This window comes from Haloarcula salina (assembly GCF_010119195.1).
Classification (GTDB): domain Archaea; phylum Halobacteriota; class Halobacteria; order Halobacteriales; family Haloarculaceae; genus Haloarcula; species Haloarcula salina.
Genome location: NZ_WRXL01000001.1, coordinates 117,697 through 139,648 on the forward strand (window position 1 = coordinate 117,697; position 21,952 = coordinate 139,648).

Here is a 21,952-nt window from a genome sequence, read left to right on the forward strand (position 1 = left end):
GGCCACTAAAGTCAAAATACCTTCGAAAGAATAATGTTGTATGGTAACAATTGTATTTTGGGAAAGAGTTTAGTTAGCTTCTGGAGAATACTCAATTGATCAACCCATGACAGGAGACACACACCTTCGGGCGGAACTGTATCTTCGGGGCGACACCTACGGGACGTTCGACGCGCAGCAGCAGGTGCTGAACCGCGTCAAGCGCCTCGAAGCGAACGGCGTGTTCAGCGAGTCGATGGTCGCCGGCGAGTGGCAGCGCATCCGGACGATGGCCGAGGACAAGCGCTCGGGCGCTATCGCCACCTACGAGGAGTTCAAGGACTGGGCCGACCGCAACGGCCACTCCCTCGAACCGGCCTTCGAGCGCCGGACCCGGAGCTACGTCGGGATGGACCGCGTGGACGAAGTCGTCGTGTTCCCGGTCGTCTCGCTGGCGCTGTACGATGGCTCGGCGATGGAGGCCGTCTTCCCCTGCACGGACGAGGATCGGACCTACACCGTCGGCGACGCGCTAGAGGCGTTCGAACGTGGGGACGAGAACTGGCTTTCGCAGTTCGACTCCGTGACGGTCGGCCGGACGGATCCGTGGCTCGACCCGGGCGTCGAGACGACCATCTAACCTCGGAGCGCTTCGACGGGCTCCTCGCTCGCCGCTTTCCAGGCGGGATACAGACCGCTGACGATACTCGTTACCACGCCGAAGGAGAACGCCGCCCCGAGGTACCAGGCGTTGGCCATCCTGAAGACCGCGGTCGCGTCGCCGACCGTGTAGTGATTGATCGCCAGGCCGGCGCCGAGACTCAGGACGACGCCGGCGACGCCACCCAGGACGCCAAGTAGCGTTGCCTCCATGAGCATCACCTTCAGCACGTCGCGCTTCTGGTAGCCGACGGCCCGCAGGACGCCGATCTCCTCGCGGCGCTCGACGGTCGACATCAGCATCACGTTCAGGATGGAGATGCCGGCGACGAGCAGGGAGATGGAGGCGATGCCGACGAGGACGGTGTTGATGATCTGGAACTGCTGTTCGATCGTGTCGACGATCGAGCCGAGTTCCATCACGTTGACGCGCTCCTGGCGGTCGTTGAGCGAGTTTCGGATGGCCATCGCCGTCTCGTTGGCCCGCGAGCCCGAGGACTCGATGACGTACACCTGCGAGTATCCGCGCTCCTGGAAGGAACTCGCCGGCAGGAGAACCCGATTGTCGGGGTTGAGCGACGAGAAGGCGTCGCCCTCAGCGAGGACTGCCCTGACGCGGACGGTGCTCTCGTTGACCGTGATCGTGCTCCCGGGGTGGAGGTCGTGCTCCTCGGCGATGTTGGCCCCGACGAGCGCGCCGGTCCGGAACGGTTCGGTGATGCGGCCCTCGCGAGCCTCGTAGAGTTCCGCGGGATTCTCGACGCCGTAGACGAGCTGTCTCCCCGTCGTCCGTCTGTCGAAGGAGACCGGCTCGACGCGCTGTTTGACCGGCGCGACGGTCGCCGTCGGGCTCGCGACCCGCTGGATGTCGCGCACGTCGCGCTCGGTGAGTTCGGTGACGTTCTCGGCGGTGTTCGGCGAGACGGTGATCTGGTTGCCGATGTCCCCGAGGTTCTGCGTGAACGAGTACTGCAGCGCGACGCCGAACATCCCGAGCGAGGCGATGGCGATGACGCCGATGACGATGCCGAGCGACGCGAGCAGCGACCGCATCTTCGTCCGCGTGAGGTTCCGGCGGGCCATCAGCGCCGCCGGGAAGTACCTACCCGCCACTCTTGCGCTCCCTCCCGATGGTGCCGTCGACGAGGTGGACGGTCCGGTCGACGTACTCGTTGACGAGGTCGTCGTGCGTGACGGCGACGATGGCCACGTCGTCCTCGTCGGCGATGCGCTGGAACTCGTCTAAGATCTGGCGGCCGGTCTCGCTGTCGAGGTTGCCGGTCGGTTCGTCCGCGAGGACGATCTTCGGCTCGTTGATCAGCGAGCGGGCGATGGCGACGCGCTGTTTCTGCCCGCCCGAGAGTTCGTCGGGGCGGTGGTCGAGTCGGTCGCCGAGTCCCATCCGTTCGAGCAGCGACCGCGCCCGCTTCGTGAGTCCTGGTGGCTGGTCGAGCAGCAACGGTACCTCGACGTTCTCGACCGCGGTCAGCGTCGGCAGCAGGTAGAAGTGCTGGAAGACGAACCCGATGGTCCGCTTTCGGAGCGCTGTCCGCTTGCGGTCGCTGAGACCGGTCACGTCCTGCCCGTCGAGGCGGATCCGTCCCTCGGTCGGCGTATCGAGCAGCCCGAGGATGTTCAGCAGGGTCGTCTTGCCGCTGCCGCTCGGGCCCATGATCGAGACGAACTCGCCGGCGTCGAGGTCGAAGTCGACGCCGGCGAGGGCGTCGAGCGTCTGACCGCCGGTGCGATAGCGCTTGACGAGGTCGTCGGCGTCCACGACCTTCATACGTCGAGTTCGTCGTCGCCGCGACGGTATCGACGCACGAGGACGCCCACGACGAGGAGGGCGGCCAGTCCGGCCACGGCGAGGATCGGCAGGAGGCCGCTCTGGCCGCCGCTACTACTCTCGGGCGTCTCGGGCGACGCTGCCCCACCGAACTGGTTCAGATCGACCGAGAAGCGCTGAGTCTTCCGATCCTCGTCGACGAGGTACGTCACTTCGAGCGGGATCGACGTGGTGTTGCCCTCGGTTCTCGCGTACACGTCGAACGAGACGAAGTCGCTCGCCGGAACCGTCCCGACGAAGTAGTCGCGGTTCGGCGTCGCCGGCGTGACCGTCTCCGTGTCGACGACGCTGACGAGGACGCTGTCAGCCGCCGTCGAACCGACGTTGCTCGCGCTGCCCGAGATCTGGTAGCGCGAGCCCTGGCGTACGATGTCGAGGCCGGTGAGTTCGATCGCGCCCGGCACGGATCGGAGTTCGGTCTCGGTGACGGCGCGGCGGGTCTCAGAACCGAGATCGTAGGTCGCCGCGACCCGCACGTCGGCCCGCGGTTCGTTCATCGTCGCGTTCAGCCGCACCCGTTTCGAGGAACTGGCCGAGACGTTCTCGATGAGCGCTCGCGGGAACGTCGCGTTCTCGGAGCGGGCGGTGATCGCCACGTCGGAGATCGGGACGTTCGCGCCGTTCGAGACGGTGACCTGCAGGGCGCGTTCGGTGCCGCTACCGACCGCTTCGGTATCGATGGAGACGTTTTCCCGGAGCGGGTCGGTCTCGATCGTCGTGGTCCGCGAGACGTTGCGTCTGGTGTTACCCTCGATCGTGTAGCGGACGGTGGCGGTGAGGTCGTGGTCGCCTGCCGACCGCGGGCGGAAGCGGAACGGCGCCGTCATGGAACCGTTCTGCGGGACGGTCGCCTGCACGGTGCGGCGCTTCGTCATCTCGACGCCCTGCCCGCGGACGACCACCTCCACGTTCGAGAGCTGCGTATCGAGCCCGTTGGCGACGGTGACCCGGCCACTTGACTCGACGCCGGCGACGGAGTCGTTCGCCGTGATGTCGACCTGCGGGTGGTTCTCCTCGACCTGGAGCAATACCGGGTAGCGGATGGTGACGCTCTCGCCGGAGCCACGGTCTCGGCCGTAGACGATGACGCGCAGGTCACGCGTGCCGGCCGATCCGAAGGAAGCCGTCAGCGGCACTTCGAGGGAACTCCCCGGCGAGATCGAGCCGAGGTCCGAGACCCGTTCGTACTCGGTGATGCCGCGGCCGCCCGATCGCCGGATGGCGATGTCGTTGATCTCGAGCGGCGAGTCGCTGCTCTCTAAGTTGCGGACGGTGGTGTCGAACGTGACCGTCTCGCCGGGGGCCGGCGAGGACGGCGTCACCTCCACGTCGGAGATAGTGACGTTGACGCTCGCACCGGCCACCGACGGCGGGAGCGAGCCGAGGACGAGGAGACAGACGAGAACGGCCGAGAGCCGACGCATCAGTCCGTCACCCGCAGTCGCTGCGGTTGCTCGACGTTCCAGTCGCTCAACAGGAGGGAGAGATCGGGGACCGGTTCCATGACCGCTTCTGCGAAGGGCCGACTGTTAAATATATTGACTGTGTTTCGTCGCGAACTGACGGGGGGAACTGATATACCAGCGGCCGTCCCAGCGGGTGACATGCGCGTCATCTGTGCCGGGCACGTCAACTGGGACGTGACGCTCCACGTCGACCGGCTCCCGGAGCCGGACGGCGAGGGCCGGATCACGGACCGATCGCAGTCCGGCGGCGGGAGCGCGACGAACGCGGCCGTCGCGCTGGCCGGGCTGGGAGCGGACCCGCTAGTGTTCGGCAGCGTCGGCCGGGACGACCACGGGGAAAATGCCCGGCGGGAACTGGCCGAAGCGGGCGTCGAGACGCACCTGATCGAGTCGAGCGAGCCGACCACGGTGAAGTACCTCATCGTCGACGAGAACGGCGACGTGGCCGTACTGGGCAACGACGGCGCGAACGAGGCGTTCCGTGCGGCCGACCTGCCGGCGGACGCGCTGGCCGGCGCGGACCACCTCCACCTGACGGGCCAGGACCCGGACACGGCAGCGCGCCTCGCGCGTGACGCGGCGGCCGCCGACATCCCGGTCAGCTTCGATCCGGGACGGCGGCTCCCGTATCGCGATTACACGGCCGTGCTGTCACACGCGTCGGTGCTGTTCTGCAACGACCGCGAGGCCGACCACGCCCGCGAGCACGGACTCTTCGAGTCGGTGTCGACGGTCGTCGTCAAACACGGAGACTGCGGCGCGACGGCCCACACGGGCGACCGGACCGTCACGACGCCGGGGTGTCCCGTCGAGACGGTGGACACCGCCGGGGCCGGCGACGCGTTCGCGGCGGGCTTCATCGTCGCCACGCGGCGTGGGGACGACATCGACCGGGCGCTCGCCGTCGCCAACGCCTGCGGCGCGCTCGCGACGCAGACGAACGGAGCGCGTGCCGCGCTCGACTGGGACGCCGTCGACGGGCTGCTCGGACCGGACCGCTCGTCGGGGCCCGGGCGCTAGGCCGACTCGATCTCCTCGACGAGTCGCTCGAACTGCTGTCGGTACTGGGCCTCGGCGCGTGCCTGGGCCAGGCCGGACTCGTCGGCGAACGCGGCGTCGAAGCCCGCCATCCGCCACAGGAGCGTCGAGAGCTGGTACAGCGGCCGCCGTCGCTCGTAGCCCGCACCGAACTCCATCGAGCGGTGTTCGCGGTAGCCCTCGCGGAACGCCTCCCGGAGCGACGAGCGGATCTCGGGGTCTCTGAACGACGAGTCGATGAACAGGAACTCCGTCTGTGCGAGGTTGTACTCCGGCAGCGCCGCCAGTACGTCCTGCCAGTCGAGGACGGCCGTGATCGGCTCGTCTTCGGCGGGATCGAACAGGAGGTTCGCCGGCCGGAAGTCGTCGTGGACCAGGCGCGGCACGCCGGACTCGGGGACCTCGGAGAGGGCGGGTTCGATGGTCTCTCGCGCCCGCGAGCGCACGTCTCCGAAGGGCGTCCCGTCGAGGTTCGAGAGGTGCGACCGGGTGAGCGTCTCGAAGTACTCGCGCCAGCTCCCCATCCAGTCCCGGACGATGAGCCGGTCGTCGTGGAGGGTGAGGCGGCCGAACGCCTCGAACCCGATCTCGGAGTGCAGGTCGCCGAGGTTCCGCCCCGCCTGCGAGAGGACGCGACGGCGGTCCTCGGTCGTGAGGCCGGCGAACTCCTCGGCGAGGTTCTCCCCGTGGACGCGCTCGGTGACGAAGTACGGCGGCACGTCTGCGTCGGGCTCCTCCTCGTAGACGAGGATGCGCGGAACCGGGACCTCGGTCCGTTCCGCGACGTACTCGTGGAGGAACGGCTCGACGGCGAAGGGCACGTCGCCCGGCGGCTTGAACTTCACCACCACCTCGTAGGCCTCGCCGGCGTGGTGCAGCGTCACCATGTAGACGTCGCTCTGGTGGCCGCCGCCCGGGATCTCGAACTCGAACCCCTCGTAGTCCGGTCCCGACTCGGCGAGAACCGCCTCGATGTCCTGTTCCGGAGTCGACACTGCCTTCGTATTGCGGCGGCGTGTAAATAAATCTGTCAATCCCCTCAGCGCACGGGATCGACGGTGGGCGACGCGACCGCGGCCGGCAGGGGACCGCCGAGAGACACTGCCGATGTCGGGGGGTCTTTGTACCCACAGTCCTCAGGGGGCGGTATGCGCACGGTCGACATCGACGGCCTCCCGGTGGGCGATGGCCACCCCACCAGGATCATGAGCGTCCTGAACATGAGCTCGAACTCCGGGTACAAGCCGAGCGTGTACCTGGACCCCGAAGAAGCCGCCGAGGCCATCGAGGAGACCCTCGTCCCCGCCGGTGCGGACATCATCGACGTGGGGCTCCAGTCGGCCAACCCGAAGTACGAGTCCAAGCCGGTCGAGATGGAGAAAGACCGGCTCGAAGAGGTCGCGCCGCTCGTCGACGAACTCGACGCGGACGTGCCCCTCTCGCTGGAGACCCGCTACGCCGAGGTGGCCGAGGCGGCCATCGGCCACGGCTTCGACCTCATCAACGACGTCTGTGGCTTCGCCGACCCGGAGATGAAGGGCGTCGTCGAGGACCACGACGTGCCCGTCGTGAAGATGGCGAGCCCGCCGGACCTCGCCCGCCCGGGCGCGCTGAAGACCATCGACGACCTCTTCGAAGCGATCCAGCGCGACGGCTTCACGGACAAGACCATCATCGACCCGGCCTTCGGCGGCTGGTACGACGGCAAGGAGTTCGAGGACAACTGGGAGCTGTTCCGCCGCCTGCGAGAGTTCCGGGCCTTCGGCCGACCGATGCTCACCGCGACGAACCGCGAGGACTTCCTCGGCGACCTGGCCGACCAGCCCGAGACCGAGAACCAGCTCGCGGTGTCGCTGGCCGCCGCGACGATGGAGGTCGAACGGGGCTCGCACATCGTCCGCACGCACGACACGCGAGAGACCCACGACGTGGTTCGCGTGGCCGACGCGCTCGGCGACGAGCGGACGACCCGCGCCGAGACCGAGCCCGGGCCGACCGTCGCGGAACTGACAGACGTGACACTGCGGGAGGTCGCGCGCCACCAGTCGGTCGGCGAGACGGTCGCGGGCGGCACCGACGACGGCGCGACGCTCACGTTCCTGCTCGGCGACCTGACCGACGACGCCCGCGCCAGCCTCCGGGCCGTCGCGAGCGTCACCGACGTTGTGCTGGTCGAGAGGAACGACGGCGGCCAGTACGTCGGCGGCTCAGCCACCGCGATGAAGGTCGTCGCCGACAGCCTCGCGGAGGACGGCCACCGCGAACTGGCCGGGGAACTGCGCGCGTCGCTGTCGCGGCGCGTCTAACCGACCGACAGCAGGCTTATTAGCCCGGCACAGGTCGCACCCGACATGGACCGGACAGCGGCGTGGGGCTTGCGCCTCCGGATGGTCGCGATTCTCCTCGCCCTCGCGGTCGCCGTGCTCGCCCTCCCGATTTTCGCGGTCGCCGCCGGACTCCTGGTGACGGTACAGGCGCTGACACTGCTCGCTGCGGCGGTCGGTGCGGTGGTGTCGCTGTCGGCGATTCCGCCCGAACTGACGGTGGCCGCGGTCGTTCTCGGAACCGCCGTGGGGGCCGTACTCATTCTCCGTGACGTGTGGCGGTTGTCGGTGAGCGGCGGCCGGGAACTCCTCGACGGCATCGAGACGGAGCCCGCCGGCCCCGCGCTGGTCAGGACCGTCGAACGTCTCGCCCAGCAGGTCGACTGTCTCCCGCCGGCCGTCCGGGTGACCGACGACGCGGTCGGCGGCGCGATGACCGTCGGAACGCGCCCGTCGTCGTCGACGCTCGTGGTGTCGACGGCCGCGACGGACGCGCTCTCCGACCGGGAACTGCGGGCGGTCCTCGCCCACGAACTCGCGCACCTCACGAACCGCGACGCGGCCGTGCTGACCCTGGCGTCGAAGCCGCTCGTCGTCGAGCGCGGCGAGGCCGAAGGCGTTGGCTCGGGGTCGTCGTGGGCCCGGGCGGTCAGCGCGGTGCTGGTGGCGTGGCTCTCGCGGACGCGCGAACTCGCGGCCGACCGGGGAGCCGTCGCGACTACCGGCGACCCCGCCGCGCTCGCGAGCGCCCTGGAGACGCTCTCCGACGGGGTGGCGACGCCCGGCGAGGACCTGCGGACGTCCTCACACGCGGCGTTCGGCATCGTACCGCCGAGCGACGAGCGAGAGGTGGGCTACGACCCGTCCTGGCCACGCGAGCCGCTGTTCTGGTCGGTTCGCAAGCCGATTCGGCGGGTCCGGGCCGCACTCAAGGCGACTCACCCCCGGACGGCGGACCGGATCGAGCGCCTCCGGCGGCTGTCGCGGTCGAGGGAGCGGTAGCTCCCGCGCCGTACTCAGTCGACCAGCTCGTCCCGGAGGTCGTGGAACGACGCGATGGTGAGGTCCGGCTCGCCGGCGAAGGAATCCCACGGGCCCCCGTCGCGGTTGACCCACACGGCCTGCATCCCGGCGTGCATCGCGCCGTACACGTCGAAGTAGCCGGCGGTGACGTGGGCGAGTTCCTCGATGTCTGTCCCGATTCGGTCGGCGGCGTGGTGGTACAGTTCGGCCGCCGGCTTGAACGCCTGCACCTCGTCGGCGCTGACCGTGTCCGCGACGAGGCCGCCGATGCCGGCGTGGTCGACCATCGACTCCAGCATCTCCGGATTGCCGTTCGAGACGACGTAGAGGTCGTAGCCGGCGTCGTACAGCCGGTTCATCCCCTCGCGCACGTCGTCGAACACGTCGAGTTCGTGGTAGACCGCGAGGATCTCGTCGCGCTCCTCCGGCGAGATATCGACGCCGTGGGCGTCCAGCGCGAACTGGAGCGCGTCGCGGTTCATCTCGTAGAACGGCCTGTAGGCGTCGATCTGATTGGCGAGGAAGGTGTAGGCGAGCGAGCGGGAGCGCCACAGCCGCGACACCGGTTCCGGGTCCGAGACCCGGTCGGCGAGGGCCGTCTCGGCCGCCTCGACGTCGACGATTGTGCTGTACGAGTCGAACGTGAGCGTCGTGACGCGGTCCGGGTCGAACGGCATGGCACCCCATTGGACCGCGGTGCACAAATAGCTCCGTCGCCGTGGGGTACGGGTCCGTCCGGACACGCGTCAGCCAGAACAGTGAGAATAAACGGCGTTCAACGGGCCGCCGTCCCCCTCTCACCCGGATTTATCCCGCCCGCACACCCACAATGACCAATGCGAACGAGACGCACGCTACGGACGCGGTCGGGAATCGCAAAGCCGACGGCGACGACCGCTCGCGCTCGGGCCGTGGAGGCCGAGCGATGACCGCCAGGGACGTGTTCCTCCCCGTCGCGGCACAGCCCTCGGTGGACGCCCTGGTCGATATGAGTCGGCAGGCCGAGGAACGGGGCTACGGGCGAGTGTGGCTTCCCGAGACGTGGGGCCGCGACGCCGTGACGACGCTTACCAGTATCGCCGAGCGAACCGAGGAGGTCGGGATCGGGACCTCGCTGCTGAACGTCTACTCGCGGTCACCGGCGCTGCTTGGTCAGACTGCGGCCACCCTGCAGGAAGTCTCCGACGGGCGCTTCCGCGCGGGTATCGGTCCCTCCGGTCCCATCGTCATCGAAGCCTGGCACGGCGTCGAGTTCGACAGACCGCTGAAGCGGACCCGGGAGGCCGTCGAAATCGTGAAGCTGGTCCTCTCCGGCGAGGCGGTCGAGTACGACGGCGACGTGTTCTCGCTCTCGGGCTTTCGCCTGCGGTGTGATCCGCCGGAGCCCGCCCCCGGCGTGGACGCGGGAGGGCTGGGGCCGAAGTCGGTCGAACTCGCCGGGCGCTTCGCCGACGGCTGGCACGCGCTGTTGCTCACGCCGGAGGGCCTCAGAGATCGGCTCGAAGACTTCGAACGAGGCTGTTCGCTCGGTGATGGCGACCTGGACGACAAGCGCGTGACGCTGTCGCTGCCCTGCTGTGCGCTGGCCGACCGTGAGCGGGCCCGCGAACTGGCCCGCCAGCACCTCGCGTTCTACGTCGGCGGCATGGGGACGTTCTACCGCGACGCGCTGGCTCGCCAGGGGTACGAGGAGACGGCAGACGAGATCTCGGCTCGGTGGGCCTCGGGCGAGAAAGACGCGGCCGTCGCCGCCATCGGCGACGACCTGCTCGACAGCCTCGCGGCGGCCGGAACGCCCGAGGAGTGCCGCGAGCGCATCGAGACGTTCGAGGCCATCGACGGCGTCGACGCGGTCAGCGTCTCGTTCCCGCGGGCCGCGGACCGCGCGGTCATCGACGCGACGATGGACGCGCTCGCGCCCTGATCGGCGCGGTCGTCAGTCGGTCGAATCCGGCTCCCCGATCGGGTCGATGGCCTCGCGTCGCTCGTCGAGCACGTCGAAGCGCTCCCCGCGCCGGCGTTCGAGCCAGTGGAGCAGCCGCTCGGCCCAGCGGAGCTTCCGGCGCTTCTCGGGGCCGACCGACGGGTCGTCGAAGTCCCAGCCGGGGAACGTGAGCGACGACGCGCCGAAGTGGTCGGCGAAGAAGGCGGCGCGGTCGCCGTCGGTGAAGCCCCCGAAGTTGCGGACGGCGGCGGTCGGGGCCGCTTGCGTCGTCGGCACGACGAACGCGGCGTCGTACGCGGGGACGTGGCCGTTCAGCGCCGGGACGTTGTCGCCGTGGGCGTGGACGACGACGGGCGTGCCGTCGGCCGTCAGCGCCCGCCCGGTCGCGGCGTTCTTGTCCAGATCGGTGACCATACAGTCGACGGCGACGCCGGCGTCACGGAGCCGGTCGGCCGCCGTCGAGGCGGCGAGGACCACGTCCGCTTCCGCCGCTCGGTCGGCCTCCGCTTCGAGCGACGGGCCGGCGCCGGCGACGGCGACCGTCGCGCCGTCGAGTCCGAGCGCCGCGGGGTCGTACGTCTCAGCGCCGTCGAGCAGCGCTTCGAGTCGGTCGCGGGCCCGCTCGTCGCCGTCGCGGGGATAGCCGAAGTCGTCGAGCACGGCCTCGTAGACGGGTTCCCACGTGTGAAAGTCCATAGCTGTCGCTGCCAACGTAGGTTCCAGATAAACCGAGTTGAGCCGAAATGGCACGTCCGTGTACCCCTACCCGGGTGCCCTTTCGGCTTTCACGCCTGTGTTTTGGGTCCTCCGGTATAAGCTTTCTCTTACTACCAGCCCGCTGTGGTGTTCGCTTCGGCTGCTTCCGAGGTGGGACAGATACTCTCCGAGCAGGCGCTTCACGACAGTCTCAAGGAGAGCCGGACCGTACCGTCGGGGGATGGAAGAGGACCTGTCAGGAGAGCGGACGGTCGGGGCCGGTCCGGCATCGCTGGTGGTCGTCTCGAACCGCGAACCGTACAGCCACGAGCGGGGCGCGGACGGCGAGACGCAGGTCCAGTTCGCGACGGGGGGACTGACGAGCGCGCTCGACCCGGTCATGCGCGAGCGCGGCGGGACGTGGGTCGCGTGGGCCAGCGGCGACGCGGACATGGCCGTCGCCGACGACGGCGTCGTCGAGGTCCCGCCGTCCGACCCGGCCTACCGCCTGAAGCGGCTCCCGCTTTCCGACGAGGCCGTCGAGGGCTACTACTACGGCTACGCCAATCAGGTGCTCTGGCCCCTCTGTCACGAGGACACGGGACGGATGTGGGCAGAACCGTCCTTCTGGGAGCAGTACCGCGCCGTCAACGAGCAGTTCGCGGCGGCCGTGAGCGAGGTCGCCGACGACGGCGAGCCGATCTGGTTTCAGGACTACCACCTCGCGCTCGCGCCCAGACGAGTGCGGGACCGTCGCCCCGACGCGACCTTGCACCACTTCTGGCACATTCCCTGGCCCGCGCCGTCGGTGTTCCGACACTGTCCCCACGGCACGGCCATCCTAGACGGGCTCCTGGCCTGTGACGTGATCGGCTTTCACACGCTCGCCTACGCCGAGCGGTTCCTGGGCTGCGTCGACGACGTGCTCCCCGACGCGTCCGTCGAGACGGGCGACGGGGTCGTCCGATACGACGACGAGACGCGCGTGGTCGCGAACCCGCTCGGCATTGACGCCGACGCCGTCCGAGCGCGGGCCCGAGCAGCCGACACGACCGCGGTGCGCCGCTCGGTGCTGGGCGACAGCCGCTCGGACCCGTCGATTCGCCTCGCCCTCGGCGTCGAACGGCTCGATTACTCGAAGGGGATTCCAGAGCGCATCGAGGCGCTGGCGCACCTCTGGGAACGCCGGGCCGCCCTCCGAGGGACGTTCACCTACGTGCAGAAGGCGAGTCGGACGCGGGAGGGAATCGCGGCCTACCGGCGCTACCGCCGGGACGTGCTCGACGCCGTCGAGCGGGTGAACGACCGCTTCGGCACCGCCGACTGGCAGCCCGTCGTCTACACGGAAGCGAACCTGAGCGGCGAGAGCCTCGCCGGCCTGTATCGCGCCGCGGACGTCGCGGTCGTGACGCCCCACCGCGACGGGATGAACCTCGTGGCCCACGAGTACCCCGCGGCGTGCGTCGACGGCGGCGGTGCGCTGGTCCTGAGCGACCTGGCGGGCGCGGCGTCCCACCTGGACGGCGCACTGACGGTCAACCCCCACGACATCGGGGGCATCGCCGACGTTATCGAGCGGGCGCTGGAACTCGACGCGCCCGAGCGAGCCGAGCGGCTGCGGTCGCTCCGCGAGAGCGTCGAGCGCCTCGACAGTCGACACTGGGTGGCCAGACAGTTCGGTGCGGGAAAATAGCAGAGACGGAGCGAATCGAAATCGGGCCGTCGGTCAGGCGGTCGCCTTCGACAGCCAGTCCGGTTCCTCGACCGTCGTCTCGCCGACCCCGGAGACGGACAGCGTCAGCGTGACGCTGAACGGTCGGCCGTCGCGCTCCGTGGCGAGCGAGTACCGGAACGAGCGGACGACGCCCCGCTCGTCGACCAGCACCGACGCGCTGACGGCGTCGATCGACTCGCCCTCGGTGACGTTCGCAGCCACGGCCTCGTCAGCCGCGAAGCCGGTGACGTTGCGCCCGCTCGCCTCGAATCGGGAGACGCGGTCGCCGTCGACGGTCTCGGTCCCGGCGAACGTCCAGTCGACGTCCGACCCGAGCGACTGGACCAGCGATCGGTCGAGGACGCTGCTGGCGTTGACCGGGCGGACGGCGCCGTCGTAGGGGGCCGTGTCCGAACGGTACTCGGTTGCCGTCCGGTTCGGCGTCGAGAGGACCCGTCGCTCGGCCGTCGTCCCGTTCGCGGTGTAAGTCGTCGTCTCCAGTGCGGCCCCGTTCGCCCGGACCAGCGCGCCAGTGGCGAGCGCGCGATCGTCCGTCCGGTCGACGGCGACGGTTCGGTTGACGAACACGGAGCGGTTCTCGCCGTCGCGGACCGTCGAGAGCCGGAACGACAGCGACGCGGTGAACGACTCGGTCGACAGCGTCTCGAAGTGGCCGGTCTCGATGGCCGCCGCGTCGAACCCGCTGGTCCCCGGCGCGGGACCGTTGCCGTCCGTCGGCGTCGCCATCGAACCGCTTGCGCCGGTGTCTGCACCGCCGAAGATACCGCTACAGCCCGCCGTCAGAGCCAGGAGAACGACCATGACGAGCGAGACGTGAGTTCGTTGGAGAGGCATACCTGAGCCACTTTATACACACAGTAGTGCGTTGTGGCCGTTTCGCTGTCAGGTATCGCTGGCGACACACCGCGCTCTTTTAGTCGGAGAACCCCCGACGCTGAGACATGAGCAAGGTCAACATCGGGCTTCGGGGCTGGCGCTTCGACGAAGACGTGCTCGGCCCGGACGGGCGGGTCCGGCTGCTCAAGACGATGGAGCCCGACACCCGACAGCGACTCCTGGTGCTCGCGGACCGGGTCGTCGACCCCTGTGACGCCTGCTGGCTGATCCACGGCGACGAGGACATCTCCCAGTGCAACGTCGCCGAGGTCATCTACGGCGAGCCGATGGGCGAGGTCGTCCTCTGTTCGGCCCACGAGCCGGACTTCCTCTACTGGTTCCGCGAGGCCGGCGGCGACGCCTACGCCGGCGAGGCCGACCTCCAGTCCGCGTTCCACGAGTGGTTCGCGGAGGGCAACCGCGCGCCGGAGGGCTACGAGGGCCTCGAACACGTCGAAGAGGACCCGACCGCGCTGCCCGACGCCCCGGACCCGGACGAGGCGATTCCGGGCCTCGAAGAGGAGGTCGAAGCGATGGACCAGGACGAGATCGACGCGCTGGACATCGACCTGAGCGACCTCGACGTATGATCTCGGTGGCCGTCGTCGGCGCGGAGACGCCCGGCAACGTCGGCACCATCGCCCGCTCGATGAAGAACTTCGGCCTCTCGGAGCTGCTGCTGGTCGATCCGCCGGAACTCGACCCCGACGGCGAGGCCTACGGCTTCGCGGGGCAGGCCCGCGAGGACGTCCTCCCGAACGCGGAGACGGTGACGTTCGACCACCTCGCCGAGAACTACCACACCGTCGCCTGCACGGCGACGACCAACGAGGACCCAGCCAACCACGTCCGGTACCCGGCGACGACGCCGGCCGACCTGGCCGACTCGCTCCGCCGCGTCGACGGCGATATCTGCGTCGTCTTCGGCCGCGAGCGGGTCGGACTGACGAACGACGAGCTCTCGCGACTCGATGTGATCTGCTCCATTCCCGCCAGCGAGTCCTACCCCGTTCTGAACCTCGGGCAGGCGGCGACCATCGTCCTCTACGAGCTTCGGGACCTCACCGTCGCGTCCGACCAGCACCCCGAAGAGCTCCACGCGCTCGCCGAGAAGCCGGCCGTCGAGGGTCTCCACGAAGAGTTCGGGCGGTTCCTCACGGCCATCGGCCACCCCGAGGAGAAACGGCCGAAGGCCCGGCGGCTGTTCCGCCGGCTGCTGGGTCGCGCCCAGCCGACCGGGCGTGAGACCAAGACGCTCAGGGGGCTGTTCCGGCGGGCCAGACAGCGCATCGAGCACCGCGACGACTGACGGAGGCGGTGTCGGCGTGCGGTGGTCCCGCCGCGGTGCGGGCCGTCAGTCCCCGTCGTCGCGCTCGAACAGCGAGGCCATCACGGTGTCGTGTGCCTTGCGTAACCGGTAGTGGAGCGTCGGGGCCGAGATACCGAGCGTCTCCGCCAGTTCCTCGGCCGAACTCTCGCGCGGCCAGTCGTAGTAGCCGCGGGCGTAGGCGGTCTGGAGCGCCGTCGCCTGCTTCGGCGTCAGTCTCTCGCGCACCTGCGTCTGGAAGTCGGAGACCGTCGTCACCGGCTGGTCGAGGTACTGCTTGCTCCGCAGTTCGACCGTGGGTTCGATCTCCCGGATCGCTTCGACGACGGCGCGCACGTCGGTCTCGGGGGCGAGCTCCGCCGAGAACAGCAGGTCGCCGCTCTCCGCCACCGCTCGCGTGACCGCGCTACCGTAGTCGCTGAGCACGTCGAGCGGCGACGCGTCGATCGCGTCGAACGTGACTTCGAGCAGCGCCGATCGGTCCGTGGTCGCCTCCTGGACCACGGCGCAGGCGTCTACCTCGCCTGACGCCGCCAATGCACGACACACCGCCACCGGGTCCGCGTCGTGGACCCGGACGTAGTTGAGCCTGGTTCCGTCGCTGGTCGGGACCCGTCGCTCCAGCGCGAGGACGCAGTCGAACTCCGCCGAGACGTCGGCGTAGATAGAGTCCGAGTCCGTGATGCGGAATTCGAGTTCGATGGCCGTCGCGGACAGCAGCGAGCGCTGGCTGTTGACCCGCTGGATCGCGAGCGCGATCACCTGCCCGAGGTCGCCGAGAATCTCCGCCTCCCGTTCGCCAATTGCGTCGCCGACGGGAGCGTAGACCAGCAACGCGCCGAAAGTGGTCTCGCCCGTGGTCAACGGGACGGCAGCTACCGACGAGTGGTCTCGGACGAGCGGCGCGTCCGTCTCGACCGACGACCGCTGTGCGACGGCCGTGAGGTCGTCGACGACTACCACCTCGTCGGTCGCCAGCGCGTCCGTCGCCAGCCGGTGTTCGTGCGGCGAGACGGTCTCCAGCGAGTCGCCCGGGACGCCGGCTGCCGCGACCGGTTCGACCGTCGACTCGCTCTCGCGTGTCGCGACCCACACCGATCTGTACAGGTCCGATCGGGTGAGGTGGTCGCACACAGCCGCCTCGATGGCCTCGCGCGTGGTCGCCCCCTGCAGCGCCTTCATGATCTCACGGCCGAGCACGTTGAGCCGCTGGAGCTGTTCGAGCTCGTCTCGCTGGCGTTCGAGGGCCGCCTGGCGCTCCTTGTACTCCGTGATGTCCCGGGCGACGACGATAGCGGTGTCCGGGTCGTACTTGCCGCCGTCGAGCGGCGCCACGCGGGCCTCGAACCACAGCTCGCCGGCCGGCGCGTCGAGCCGGTACTCGACGGACTGAAAGGAGTCGGTCGAAATCGCGTCGCGGACGGTCGAGAGCAGCGAGTCAGCGGTCGCGTCCGGGAGCACGTCGTGGAGCGTCTTGCCGAGCAGCGAATCGGCGTCGTCGACGATCCGGTCCAGCGCCTCGGGAACGGTCAGGCAGTCGAGGTACCGCCCCTCGGCGTCGACGACGAAGCTGGGGTCCGGAAACGCGGTGTTCAGCGCGTCGAGCTGGTCGGCGTGTCGCCGGCGTTCCAGTTCGTAGCTCGCCCAGTCGGCGAGAATCCGGACGAACGTGAGGTCCCACTGGGTGTACTCGCGTGCGGCCGGTTCCTGTCCGTAGAAACAGAACGTCCCGTACACGTCCCCGTCGACGACGATCGGTGCACCGACGTAGTTCGCGATGCCCCACTCTGGGTCTTCGAGCGCCGGGGCCTGCGCGGCCACGTCGCTGAGCGCGAGCGGTTCGCGGTGGTCGACGACGTGCTGGCACACCGGGAGCGCGTCCGTGAGTGTGGTCTCGCCGGGTTTCAGGTCCACGCCGGGTGGGGCCGTGACCGCCTCGAAGACGTACTCGTCGCCGTGGACGTGCGAGAGCGTGCCGAAGTCGGTCCCCAGCACCTCGCATCCGAATTCCAGGAGCGCGTCGACCTGTTCTGCGAACGTCCGGTCAGCGTCGGTACAGATGTCGTGGGCCCGCTGCAGCGCCTCCTCCCGTGCTTTGCGTTCGGTGATGTCGACGTGGGCGACGGCGACGAACCGCGTTCCGTCGACGGTGAACGGGGCCGCACGCAGGAGGTACCACCGACCGGACGAGGGGGAGTGGCGGGGATACGCGAGTTCGACCTGCGAGCGCTCGCCCTCGAGTACCGCCCGGAGTCCGTCGGACACCCGTCCGGCGTGGTCGCCGTCAGCAGCGGCCGCGACTTCGCGGTACGCCACACCGAGCGCGTCCGACTCGGTCGGGCGACCGTCCGGGCCGGCGAACTCCCGCCACGCTCTGTTGGCCGCGAGAACCGTCTCCTCCGGGTCGATGACCGCGAACGGAATCGGGAGCGCTTCGATGGCCGGTCCCAGGAGTGACCACTCGTCGTGTCCGTCGGCCACGCTCGGAGCCATGGGACTGCTGTGGGGCCGAGTCACTTAGTCCCGGCAGTTTCGTTAGAATACCGACAGTACTGGCGTGGGAGGGCACTCACTGCGCTTCTCGTCCGATGTGTCCGCGGGCCGAACGGCAGAGTACGGCCGACTCTACCATTAGAGAACAGGGAGAGAAGGGAGCGGAAGCCGGTGTTTCTAGGGACCTAGAGAGAGTGCTTAGGCGGCTGACAATTGAACTGGAGAATAGGTACCACACCGAATCGATCCATGCCACCAGACACCTATCTCCCGAGCGTCGAACTGTACGTCCGGTCGCTCTCGCCCGCCGGCGTCTCCCAGCAGCAGGACCACGTCATCGGACAGTTACAAGCCCTCGAAAACGACGGACGCATCGCCGACCTGTCGATCTACGTCTGGGGCGACCGCCTCGCGCCAGACACCGCCCACCGGACCGAACACGGAGAGTTCCTGCTCGACAGGCTCACCGCCTTCGAACGCTGGGAACGAGCCTCGGGCGCGTCGCTCGACGCCTTCGGCTGGCGGGACAGTTCGACGACGATAGCGTCCGATCGGACGATCGACGTGATCTCGCTCCCCCTGATGGGGCTCGCCGAGTTCGTCGACGGGGAGTTGCGACACGTCGCGCCGTGTACGCGCGACGGAACGGTCCAGTGCGTTCGGGATCGCGTCGCCGCCCTCTCCGCGCCGACGCCGTCGAGCGAGCGCGAGGCGGAGAGCGAGCGCGCGCCCGCAGTCCCGGGAGACCGATGACCGAGCGAACGACGCTGTCGGCGCGAACGCGACTGGCCGAGGCCGAGACGCACCTCCGGCGCGCCCGCGAGGAACTCGACGGTGGTGACGACGCCTTAATCGCGCTCGTCGACGAAACCCTTCGCGACGTAACGACGCTTCGGGCCGTGCTCGAATCGCAGGGAACCGACGCAAAGTGGCTCGACGACACGCACGCACTCACGCAATGACTATCAAGTCCCCGCAGGAACCGACGGAGTCCGAACCGCTCAGCGTCGACAAACGATTGTCGCTCCTCTCCTCACGCTTCCGTCGCTACCTCCTCTATACGCTCTCGATGTATCCGACGCCGCTCTCGCTGCCGGACGTCGCAGACGCGGTCACGGCCCTGGAATACGGCACGCCGGCCGGAGAGTATCCCGACGAACGCCTCGAGATCTACACCTCGCTGTATCACCATCACCTGCCGCAGCTCGTCGAGGCCGGCGTCGTCCGCTACGACCAATCGGACGACTCGGTGTGTGTGGGTCCGAACGCAGGCGAACTGGTATCGCTGCTCGAACTGACGATCGCGCACGACCGCCCGGCGGAAAACGGAGTGGCACCGCGTGAGCCGGACCTCGACTCGCTGTCGTGATCAGGCCCGCTTCTGGATCTCCGAGCGCAGCACGTCGCTGACCACGTCGCCGTCGGCCTTGCCGCGGAGCGCGCCCATGCACTCGCCCATCAGCGCCGAGAACGCGCCCATCCCTTCCTCTTCGACCTGGTCTTCGTGGCGCTCGACGACCTCAGCCACGGCCTCCTGGACGGCCGCCTCGTCGACGCCACCGAGGTCCTCTTGCTCGACCGCCTCCTCGGCCGAGAGCGACGGATCCTCTGCGAGCGCCGTCAGCAGGTCCTCGATGCCCTCCCGGGGCACGTCCCCGCCGTCGACCAGCAGGATCGCCGCCCGGAGGTGGTCGTCGGTGAGGTTCTCGACGGGCACGTCGTCGCGGCGGAGTTCGGTCAGCGTCGACTCCAGCGTCCCGGCGGCCAGCGTCGGGTCGACGCCCTCGTCGTCGACCAGCGTCTCGAACAGCGGCCACCGCTGGCCGTAGGCGACCTGGTCGGCGAGACCGGCACCGAGGCCGAACTCGGACTGGTAGCGCTCGACCTTCTCGGTGAGCAGTTCCGGCGTCTCCACCTCGGTCACGTCGGGCTCGACCGGCGGCACGTCGGTCTCGGGGTACATCCGCGCCGCGCCGGGGAGCGGACGGAGGTAGCGCGAGGTGGCGTCCTCGTTGGCGTCTCGGGTCTCCTCGGGCACGCCGTCGAGCGCCGTCTCCGCGCGTTCGACGACGGCCTCGATGGCGAGTTCGGCGGTCTCGGGGTCGTCGGCGACGAGCGCGACGGCGTCCTCGGGACCGGCGTCGATCGCCTTCCGCAGGGCCTCGACCTCGGCCTCGGTGACGCCGTAGGCCGGCAGTTCGTCGGTGTGGAAGATGCCGCCGGCCCCGTGGCGCTTGGCGTGGTCCGAGAGCTCCGTGCCGAGCCGTCGGTCCGGCTGGATCTCCCGGCCGACGAGGCCGTCGAAGCCTTCCAGTAGGACCGCCTGCACTCGTCCGCCGCTATCGAGCGCGCCGCCGATGACGCCCGAGTCCGTGCCCTCGAACACCGCGGTCACGTCCCGGGGCTCGCCGACAGTGGCCTCGCGCTCGCCGAGTTCCTCGGCGATGTCCAGCAGCTCGACCTGCCGGCGGACCTCGTTGCGGACCAAGTCGTCGATGTCGTCGAGGCTCTGGACCCCCTTCAGTTCGATGCGCGCGCCCTCGGCGATGGAGACGTTCACGTCCTGGCGGATGGTCCCGAGGCCGCGCTTGACCTTCCCCGTCGAGCGCAACAGCATGCCGATGCGCTCTGCGGCCTCACGGGCCTGCTCGGGCGAGCTGATGTCGGGCTTGGTCCCGATTTCGACCAGCGGGATGCCCAGCCGATCGAGCGAGAAGCGCACGCCGTCGTCGGTCTCCTCGACGCGCTGGCAGGACTCCTCCTCCAGGAGCATGTCCTCGACGCCGACCGCGCCGTCGCTCGTCTCGATCTCGCCGTCGTTGGCGACCAGCATCGACCGCTGGAACCCCGTGGTGTTCGAGCCGTCGACGACGATCTTGCGCATGACGTTGACCTGGTCGACGACGTTCATGTCGAGCAACTGCGCGATCTCCAGGGTCGTCTCCGTCGCCTCGCGGTCGACGCGGTGGGGCGGCTCGTCGTCTTCTTCGACGAGGCAGGTGGTGTCGTACGAGAGGTACTCGAACTCCCGGTCGACCATGCTCTCCTCCAGGGCGGCCTCGTCGATCTCGCCCAGTTCGCTCTTCGTCGGGTGGAGATAGCGGGTGAACGACCGCCCGGACTCCTCGGGCTCGCGAAGCTGCGTCGGGCAGTCACAGAACAGCTTCGTGTCGGTGTCGAGCTGCTGGTGGATCTCCAGGCCGGCCACCAGTCCCAGATCCTCGTAGTCGAAGTCGGCGGCAGTCATTGTCGGATGGTCCGGGACCGGGGGCCAAAAAACGCTCCCTTCCGCCGCCTCGGCGCTGTCCTTTTGGGTCTCTGCTCCGCAGAACAGGTATGCGCTGGCTGTCCGCGGCGCTGCTCGCCTGCCTCCTGACGACAGCCGGCTGCAGCGCGCTGGTCGGGCCCGACGAGGCGGGGCAGACGACCGTCACGCCGGCACCGGTCCCGACGGCGCAACCGAGCGCCACGGGTCCGGAGTACCCGCCGGGCGTCGCGCGCGACGGCCTCCACAGCGTGTCGCGCCTCTCTGTAGCACACCGGGAGGCCCTCGAAAACACGTCGTACACGCTCAGAGAAGAAGATCGGGCGTTCAGCGCCGCCAACGGGTCGGAATCCGTTCGGCGGGCGGCCGCCATCGCGGTGGCGTCGCCCACCCGCTACCGCGACGAGATGGTCCAAGTGCGAACCGCGGCGAACGGGAGCGTCGCCCGCTTCGAGCAGTCGACGTACGCGGACGGGACACGCTGGTACGAGCGCCGCGACGACGGCACCGTCGAGTATCGGCGCGGGCGACTGGAGTTCACACGGGACAAGTTCGCCGCCCGGACGGCGTTCTACCTGGGGCGATACGGCGTCGTCGACCGGAGCGAGACGGCGGTCGTCGTCAGGAACGGGACGCGATTCTACCGGATCCGCGGAACCGGCGGCGAAGTCCCCTCGACGGAGCGACTTGAGGAGTACCGCGTCGAGTTCCTCGTCGCTCCTGACGGACTCGTCCGGCGCTTCGAGGTCCGCTACCGGACCGAGACTGACATCGTGAGCTACCGGTTCCGATACGAGGAGGTCGACGAGACGACCGTTTCCCGTCCGGTGTGGCTCGAAAACGCGACGAACGAGTCGGGGTCGCCAGTGGGCCAGACGCCGGCAGGACGACCGACCGGCGGCGCGTGACGGCCCTTACAGCATGTCCACGTCGGACCGGACAGTCTTCGTTCCCGACGTGCTCCCGGCCCGGTCGTCGTAGTACTTCCGTCCGATAAAGGGGTCGCCGAGGTTACCGACCAGCGACGTGTACAGTTCTTCCGACGTGTGATACGTACTCTCGTCGGTCAGCGTCAGTATCTCGCGGACTGTGACCGAATCGCCCGTCTGTGACGTCAGTTCCACGTCCCCGAGCTGTCGGACGACCGTCTCGTGGTCGGCGGGGAAGTCACACGCCTGCTCGAACAGCTGGTGGGTCTCGGAGTAGCGCATCGGTGTCTGCACCCAGACATCCATAATTAAAGAATGTTATGAATTTTGACCGACTGTTCTTGCGGTCG

At 68.9% G+C, this 21,952-nt stretch carries 22 protein-coding genes; 12 read left to right on the forward strand and 10 right to left on the reverse strand.

All coding sequences use genetic code 11. The features are described 5' to 3' along the window. Positions 1–106 precede the first annotated feature (106 nt). On the forward strand, positions 107–619 hold the full coding sequence (locus tag GM656_RS00660; protein ID WP_162411717.1) for an HTH domain-containing protein: 513 nt from the start codon (positions 107–109) through the stop codon (positions 617–619). Here GM656_RS00660 and GM656_RS00665 read toward each other — a convergent pair. From GM656_RS00665 to GM656_RS00675, 3 genes are read right to left on the reverse strand one after another with little or no spacing between them, the layout of a single operon-like run. Next, positions 616–1,752 carry an ABC transporter permease gene (locus tag GM656_RS00665; RefSeq protein WP_162411718.1) on the reverse strand — a complete coding sequence of 379 codons (1,137 nt, stop codon included), beginning with the start codon at positions 1,750–1,752 and terminating at the stop codon, positions 616–618. The genes GM656_RS00660 and GM656_RS00665 overlap by 4 nt on opposite strands. Continuing rightward, on the reverse strand, positions 1,742–2,425 hold the full coding sequence (locus GM656_RS00670) for an ABC transporter ATP-binding protein (protein ID WP_162411719.1): 684 nt from the start codon (positions 2,423–2,425) through the stop codon (positions 1,742–1,744). The genes GM656_RS00665 and GM656_RS00670 overlap by 11 nt, the downstream gene beginning before the upstream one ends. Next, positions 2,422–3,909, reverse strand: coding sequence for a COG1361 family protein (locus tag GM656_RS00675; protein ID WP_162411720.1), 1,488 nt, complete (start codon positions 3,907–3,909; stop codon positions 2,422–2,424). The genes GM656_RS00670 and GM656_RS00675 overlap by 4 nt, the downstream gene beginning before the upstream one ends. A 180-nt stretch (positions 3,910–4,089) precedes the next feature. Here GM656_RS00675 and GM656_RS00680 point away from each other — a divergent pair, with 180 nt between their 5' ends. Then, positions 4,090–4,971, forward strand: a complete 882-nt coding sequence (locus GM656_RS00680; protein WP_162411721.1) for a carbohydrate kinase family protein — start codon at positions 4,090–4,092, stop codon at positions 4,969–4,971. Here the strand turns inward: GM656_RS00680 and GM656_RS00685 are convergent. Then, on the reverse strand, positions 4,968–5,984 hold the full coding sequence (locus GM656_RS00685; RefSeq protein WP_162411722.1) for a phosphotransferase family protein: 1,017 nt from the start codon (positions 5,982–5,984) through the stop codon (positions 4,968–4,970). The genes GM656_RS00680 and GM656_RS00685 overlap by 4 nt on opposite strands. 153 nt (positions 5,985–6,137) lie before the next feature. On the opposite strand from GM656_RS00685, the gene GM656_RS00690 reads away from it, so the two are divergent. Next, positions 6,138–7,295: a dihydropteroate synthase gene (locus GM656_RS00690; RefSeq protein WP_162411723.1), complete on the forward strand. Its 1,158-nt coding sequence runs from the start codon at positions 6,138–6,140 to the stop codon at positions 7,293–7,295. 45 nt (positions 7,296–7,340) lie between these two features. Continuing rightward, positions 7,341–8,315 carry a M48 family metallopeptidase gene (locus GM656_RS00695; protein WP_162411724.1) on the forward strand — a complete coding sequence of 325 codons (975 nt, stop codon included), beginning with the start codon at positions 7,341–7,343 and terminating at the stop codon, positions 8,313–8,315. A gap of 14 nt (positions 8,316–8,329) precedes the next feature. Here the strand turns inward: GM656_RS00695 and GM656_RS00700 are convergent, their stop codons facing one another. Then, positions 8,330–9,013: a haloacid dehalogenase type II gene (locus GM656_RS00700; RefSeq protein ID WP_162411725.1), complete on the reverse strand. Its 684-nt coding sequence runs from the start codon at positions 9,011–9,013 to the stop codon at positions 8,330–8,332. Positions 9,014–9,261: 248 nt separating this feature from the next. Between GM656_RS00700 and GM656_RS00705 the strand changes: the two genes are divergently transcribed. Continuing rightward, the gene (locus tag GM656_RS00705) at positions 9,262–10,260 is read left to right on the forward strand and encodes a TIGR04024 family LLM class F420-dependent oxidoreductase (protein ID WP_162411726.1); all 999 of its coding nucleotides are present in this window, start codon (positions 9,262–9,264) and stop codon (positions 10,258–10,260) included. A gap of 12 nt (positions 10,261–10,272) precedes the next feature. Here the strand turns inward: GM656_RS00705 and GM656_RS00710 are convergent, their stop codons facing one another. Further along, complete coding sequence (locus GM656_RS00710) at positions 10,273–10,977, reverse strand: 6-hydroxymethylpterin diphosphokinase MptE-like protein (protein ID WP_162411727.1); 705 nt, start codon at positions 10,975–10,977, stop codon at positions 10,273–10,275. Between the two features lie 241 nt (positions 10,978–11,218). On the opposite strand from GM656_RS00710, the gene GM656_RS00715 reads away from it, so the two are divergent. Beyond that, a complete protein-coding gene (locus tag GM656_RS00715) occupies positions 11,219–12,670 on the forward strand; it encodes an alpha,alpha-trehalose-phosphate synthase (UDP-forming) (RefSeq protein WP_162411728.1) in 1,452 nt (483 codons plus the stop codon). Between the two features lie 33 nt (positions 12,671–12,703). Here the strand turns inward: GM656_RS00715 and GM656_RS00720 are convergent, their stop codons facing one another. Then, positions 12,704–13,546, reverse strand: a complete 843-nt coding sequence (locus GM656_RS00720; protein WP_162411729.1) for a DUF7537 family lipoprotein — start codon at positions 13,544–13,546, stop codon at positions 12,704–12,706. A gap of 107 nt (positions 13,547–13,653) precedes the next feature. Here GM656_RS00720 and GM656_RS00725 point away from each other — a divergent pair, with 107 nt between their 5' ends. Both GM656_RS00725 and GM656_RS00730 read left to right on the forward strand, forming a co-directional pair. Beyond that, the gene (locus GM656_RS00725) at positions 13,654–14,178 is read left to right on the forward strand and encodes a hypothetical protein (protein ID WP_162411730.1); all 525 of its coding nucleotides are present in this window, start codon (positions 13,654–13,656) and stop codon (positions 14,176–14,178) included. Next, positions 14,175–14,897 carry an RNA methyltransferase gene (locus GM656_RS00730; RefSeq protein ID WP_162411731.1) on the forward strand — a complete coding sequence of 241 codons (723 nt, stop codon included), beginning with the start codon at positions 14,175–14,177 and terminating at the stop codon, positions 14,895–14,897. Before GM656_RS00725 ends, GM656_RS00730 begins: the two co-directional genes overlap by 4 nt. A 45-nt stretch (positions 14,898–14,942) precedes the next feature. Here the strand turns inward: GM656_RS00730 and GM656_RS00735 are convergent, their stop codons facing one another. Continuing rightward, positions 14,943–17,408 carry a bacterio-opsin activator domain-containing protein gene (locus GM656_RS00735; RefSeq protein WP_162411732.1) on the reverse strand — a complete coding sequence of 822 codons (2,466 nt, stop codon included), beginning with the start codon at positions 17,406–17,408 and terminating at the stop codon, positions 14,943–14,945. A 249-nt stretch (positions 17,409–17,657) separates the two neighbouring features. Between GM656_RS00735 and GM656_RS00740 the strand changes: the two genes are divergently transcribed. From GM656_RS00740 to GM656_RS00750, 3 genes are read left to right on the forward strand one after another with little or no spacing between them, the layout of a single operon-like run. Further along, the gene (locus GM656_RS00740; protein ID WP_162411733.1) at positions 17,658–18,161 is read left to right on the forward strand and encodes an HTH domain-containing protein; all 504 of its coding nucleotides are present in this window, start codon (positions 17,658–17,660) and stop codon (positions 18,159–18,161) included. After that, positions 18,158–18,370 (forward strand): hypothetical protein, encoded by a 213-nt coding sequence (locus GM656_RS00745; RefSeq protein WP_162411734.1) that lies wholly within the window; start codon positions 18,158–18,160, stop codon positions 18,368–18,370. The genes GM656_RS00740 and GM656_RS00745 overlap by 4 nt, the downstream gene beginning before the upstream one ends. Beyond that, positions 18,367–18,777, forward strand: a complete 411-nt coding sequence (locus GM656_RS00750) for a DUF7344 domain-containing protein (RefSeq protein WP_162411735.1) — start codon at positions 18,367–18,369, stop codon at positions 18,775–18,777. Before GM656_RS00745 ends, GM656_RS00750 begins: the two co-directional genes overlap by 4 nt. Here the strand turns inward: GM656_RS00750 and gatE are convergent, their stop codons facing one another. Then, complete coding sequence (gene gatE, locus GM656_RS00755) at positions 18,778–20,655, reverse strand: Glu-tRNA(Gln) amidotransferase subunit GatE (RefSeq protein ID WP_162411736.1); 1,878 nt, start codon at positions 20,653–20,655, stop codon at positions 18,778–18,780. Between the two features lie 89 nt (positions 20,656–20,744). On the opposite strand from gatE, the gene GM656_RS00760 reads away from it, so the two are divergent. Beyond that, positions 20,745–21,581, forward strand: coding sequence for a DUF7537 family lipoprotein (locus tag GM656_RS00760; RefSeq protein WP_162411737.1), 837 nt, complete (start codon positions 20,745–20,747; stop codon positions 21,579–21,581). Positions 21,582–21,587: 6 nt separating this feature from the next. On the opposite strand, the gene GM656_RS00765 is transcribed toward GM656_RS00760, so the two are convergent. Further along, the gene (locus tag GM656_RS00765; protein WP_162411738.1) at positions 21,588–21,884 is read right to left on the reverse strand and encodes a DUF5789 family protein; all 297 of its coding nucleotides are present in this window, start codon (positions 21,882–21,884) and stop codon (positions 21,588–21,590) included. Positions 21,885–21,952 lie beyond the last annotated feature (68 nt).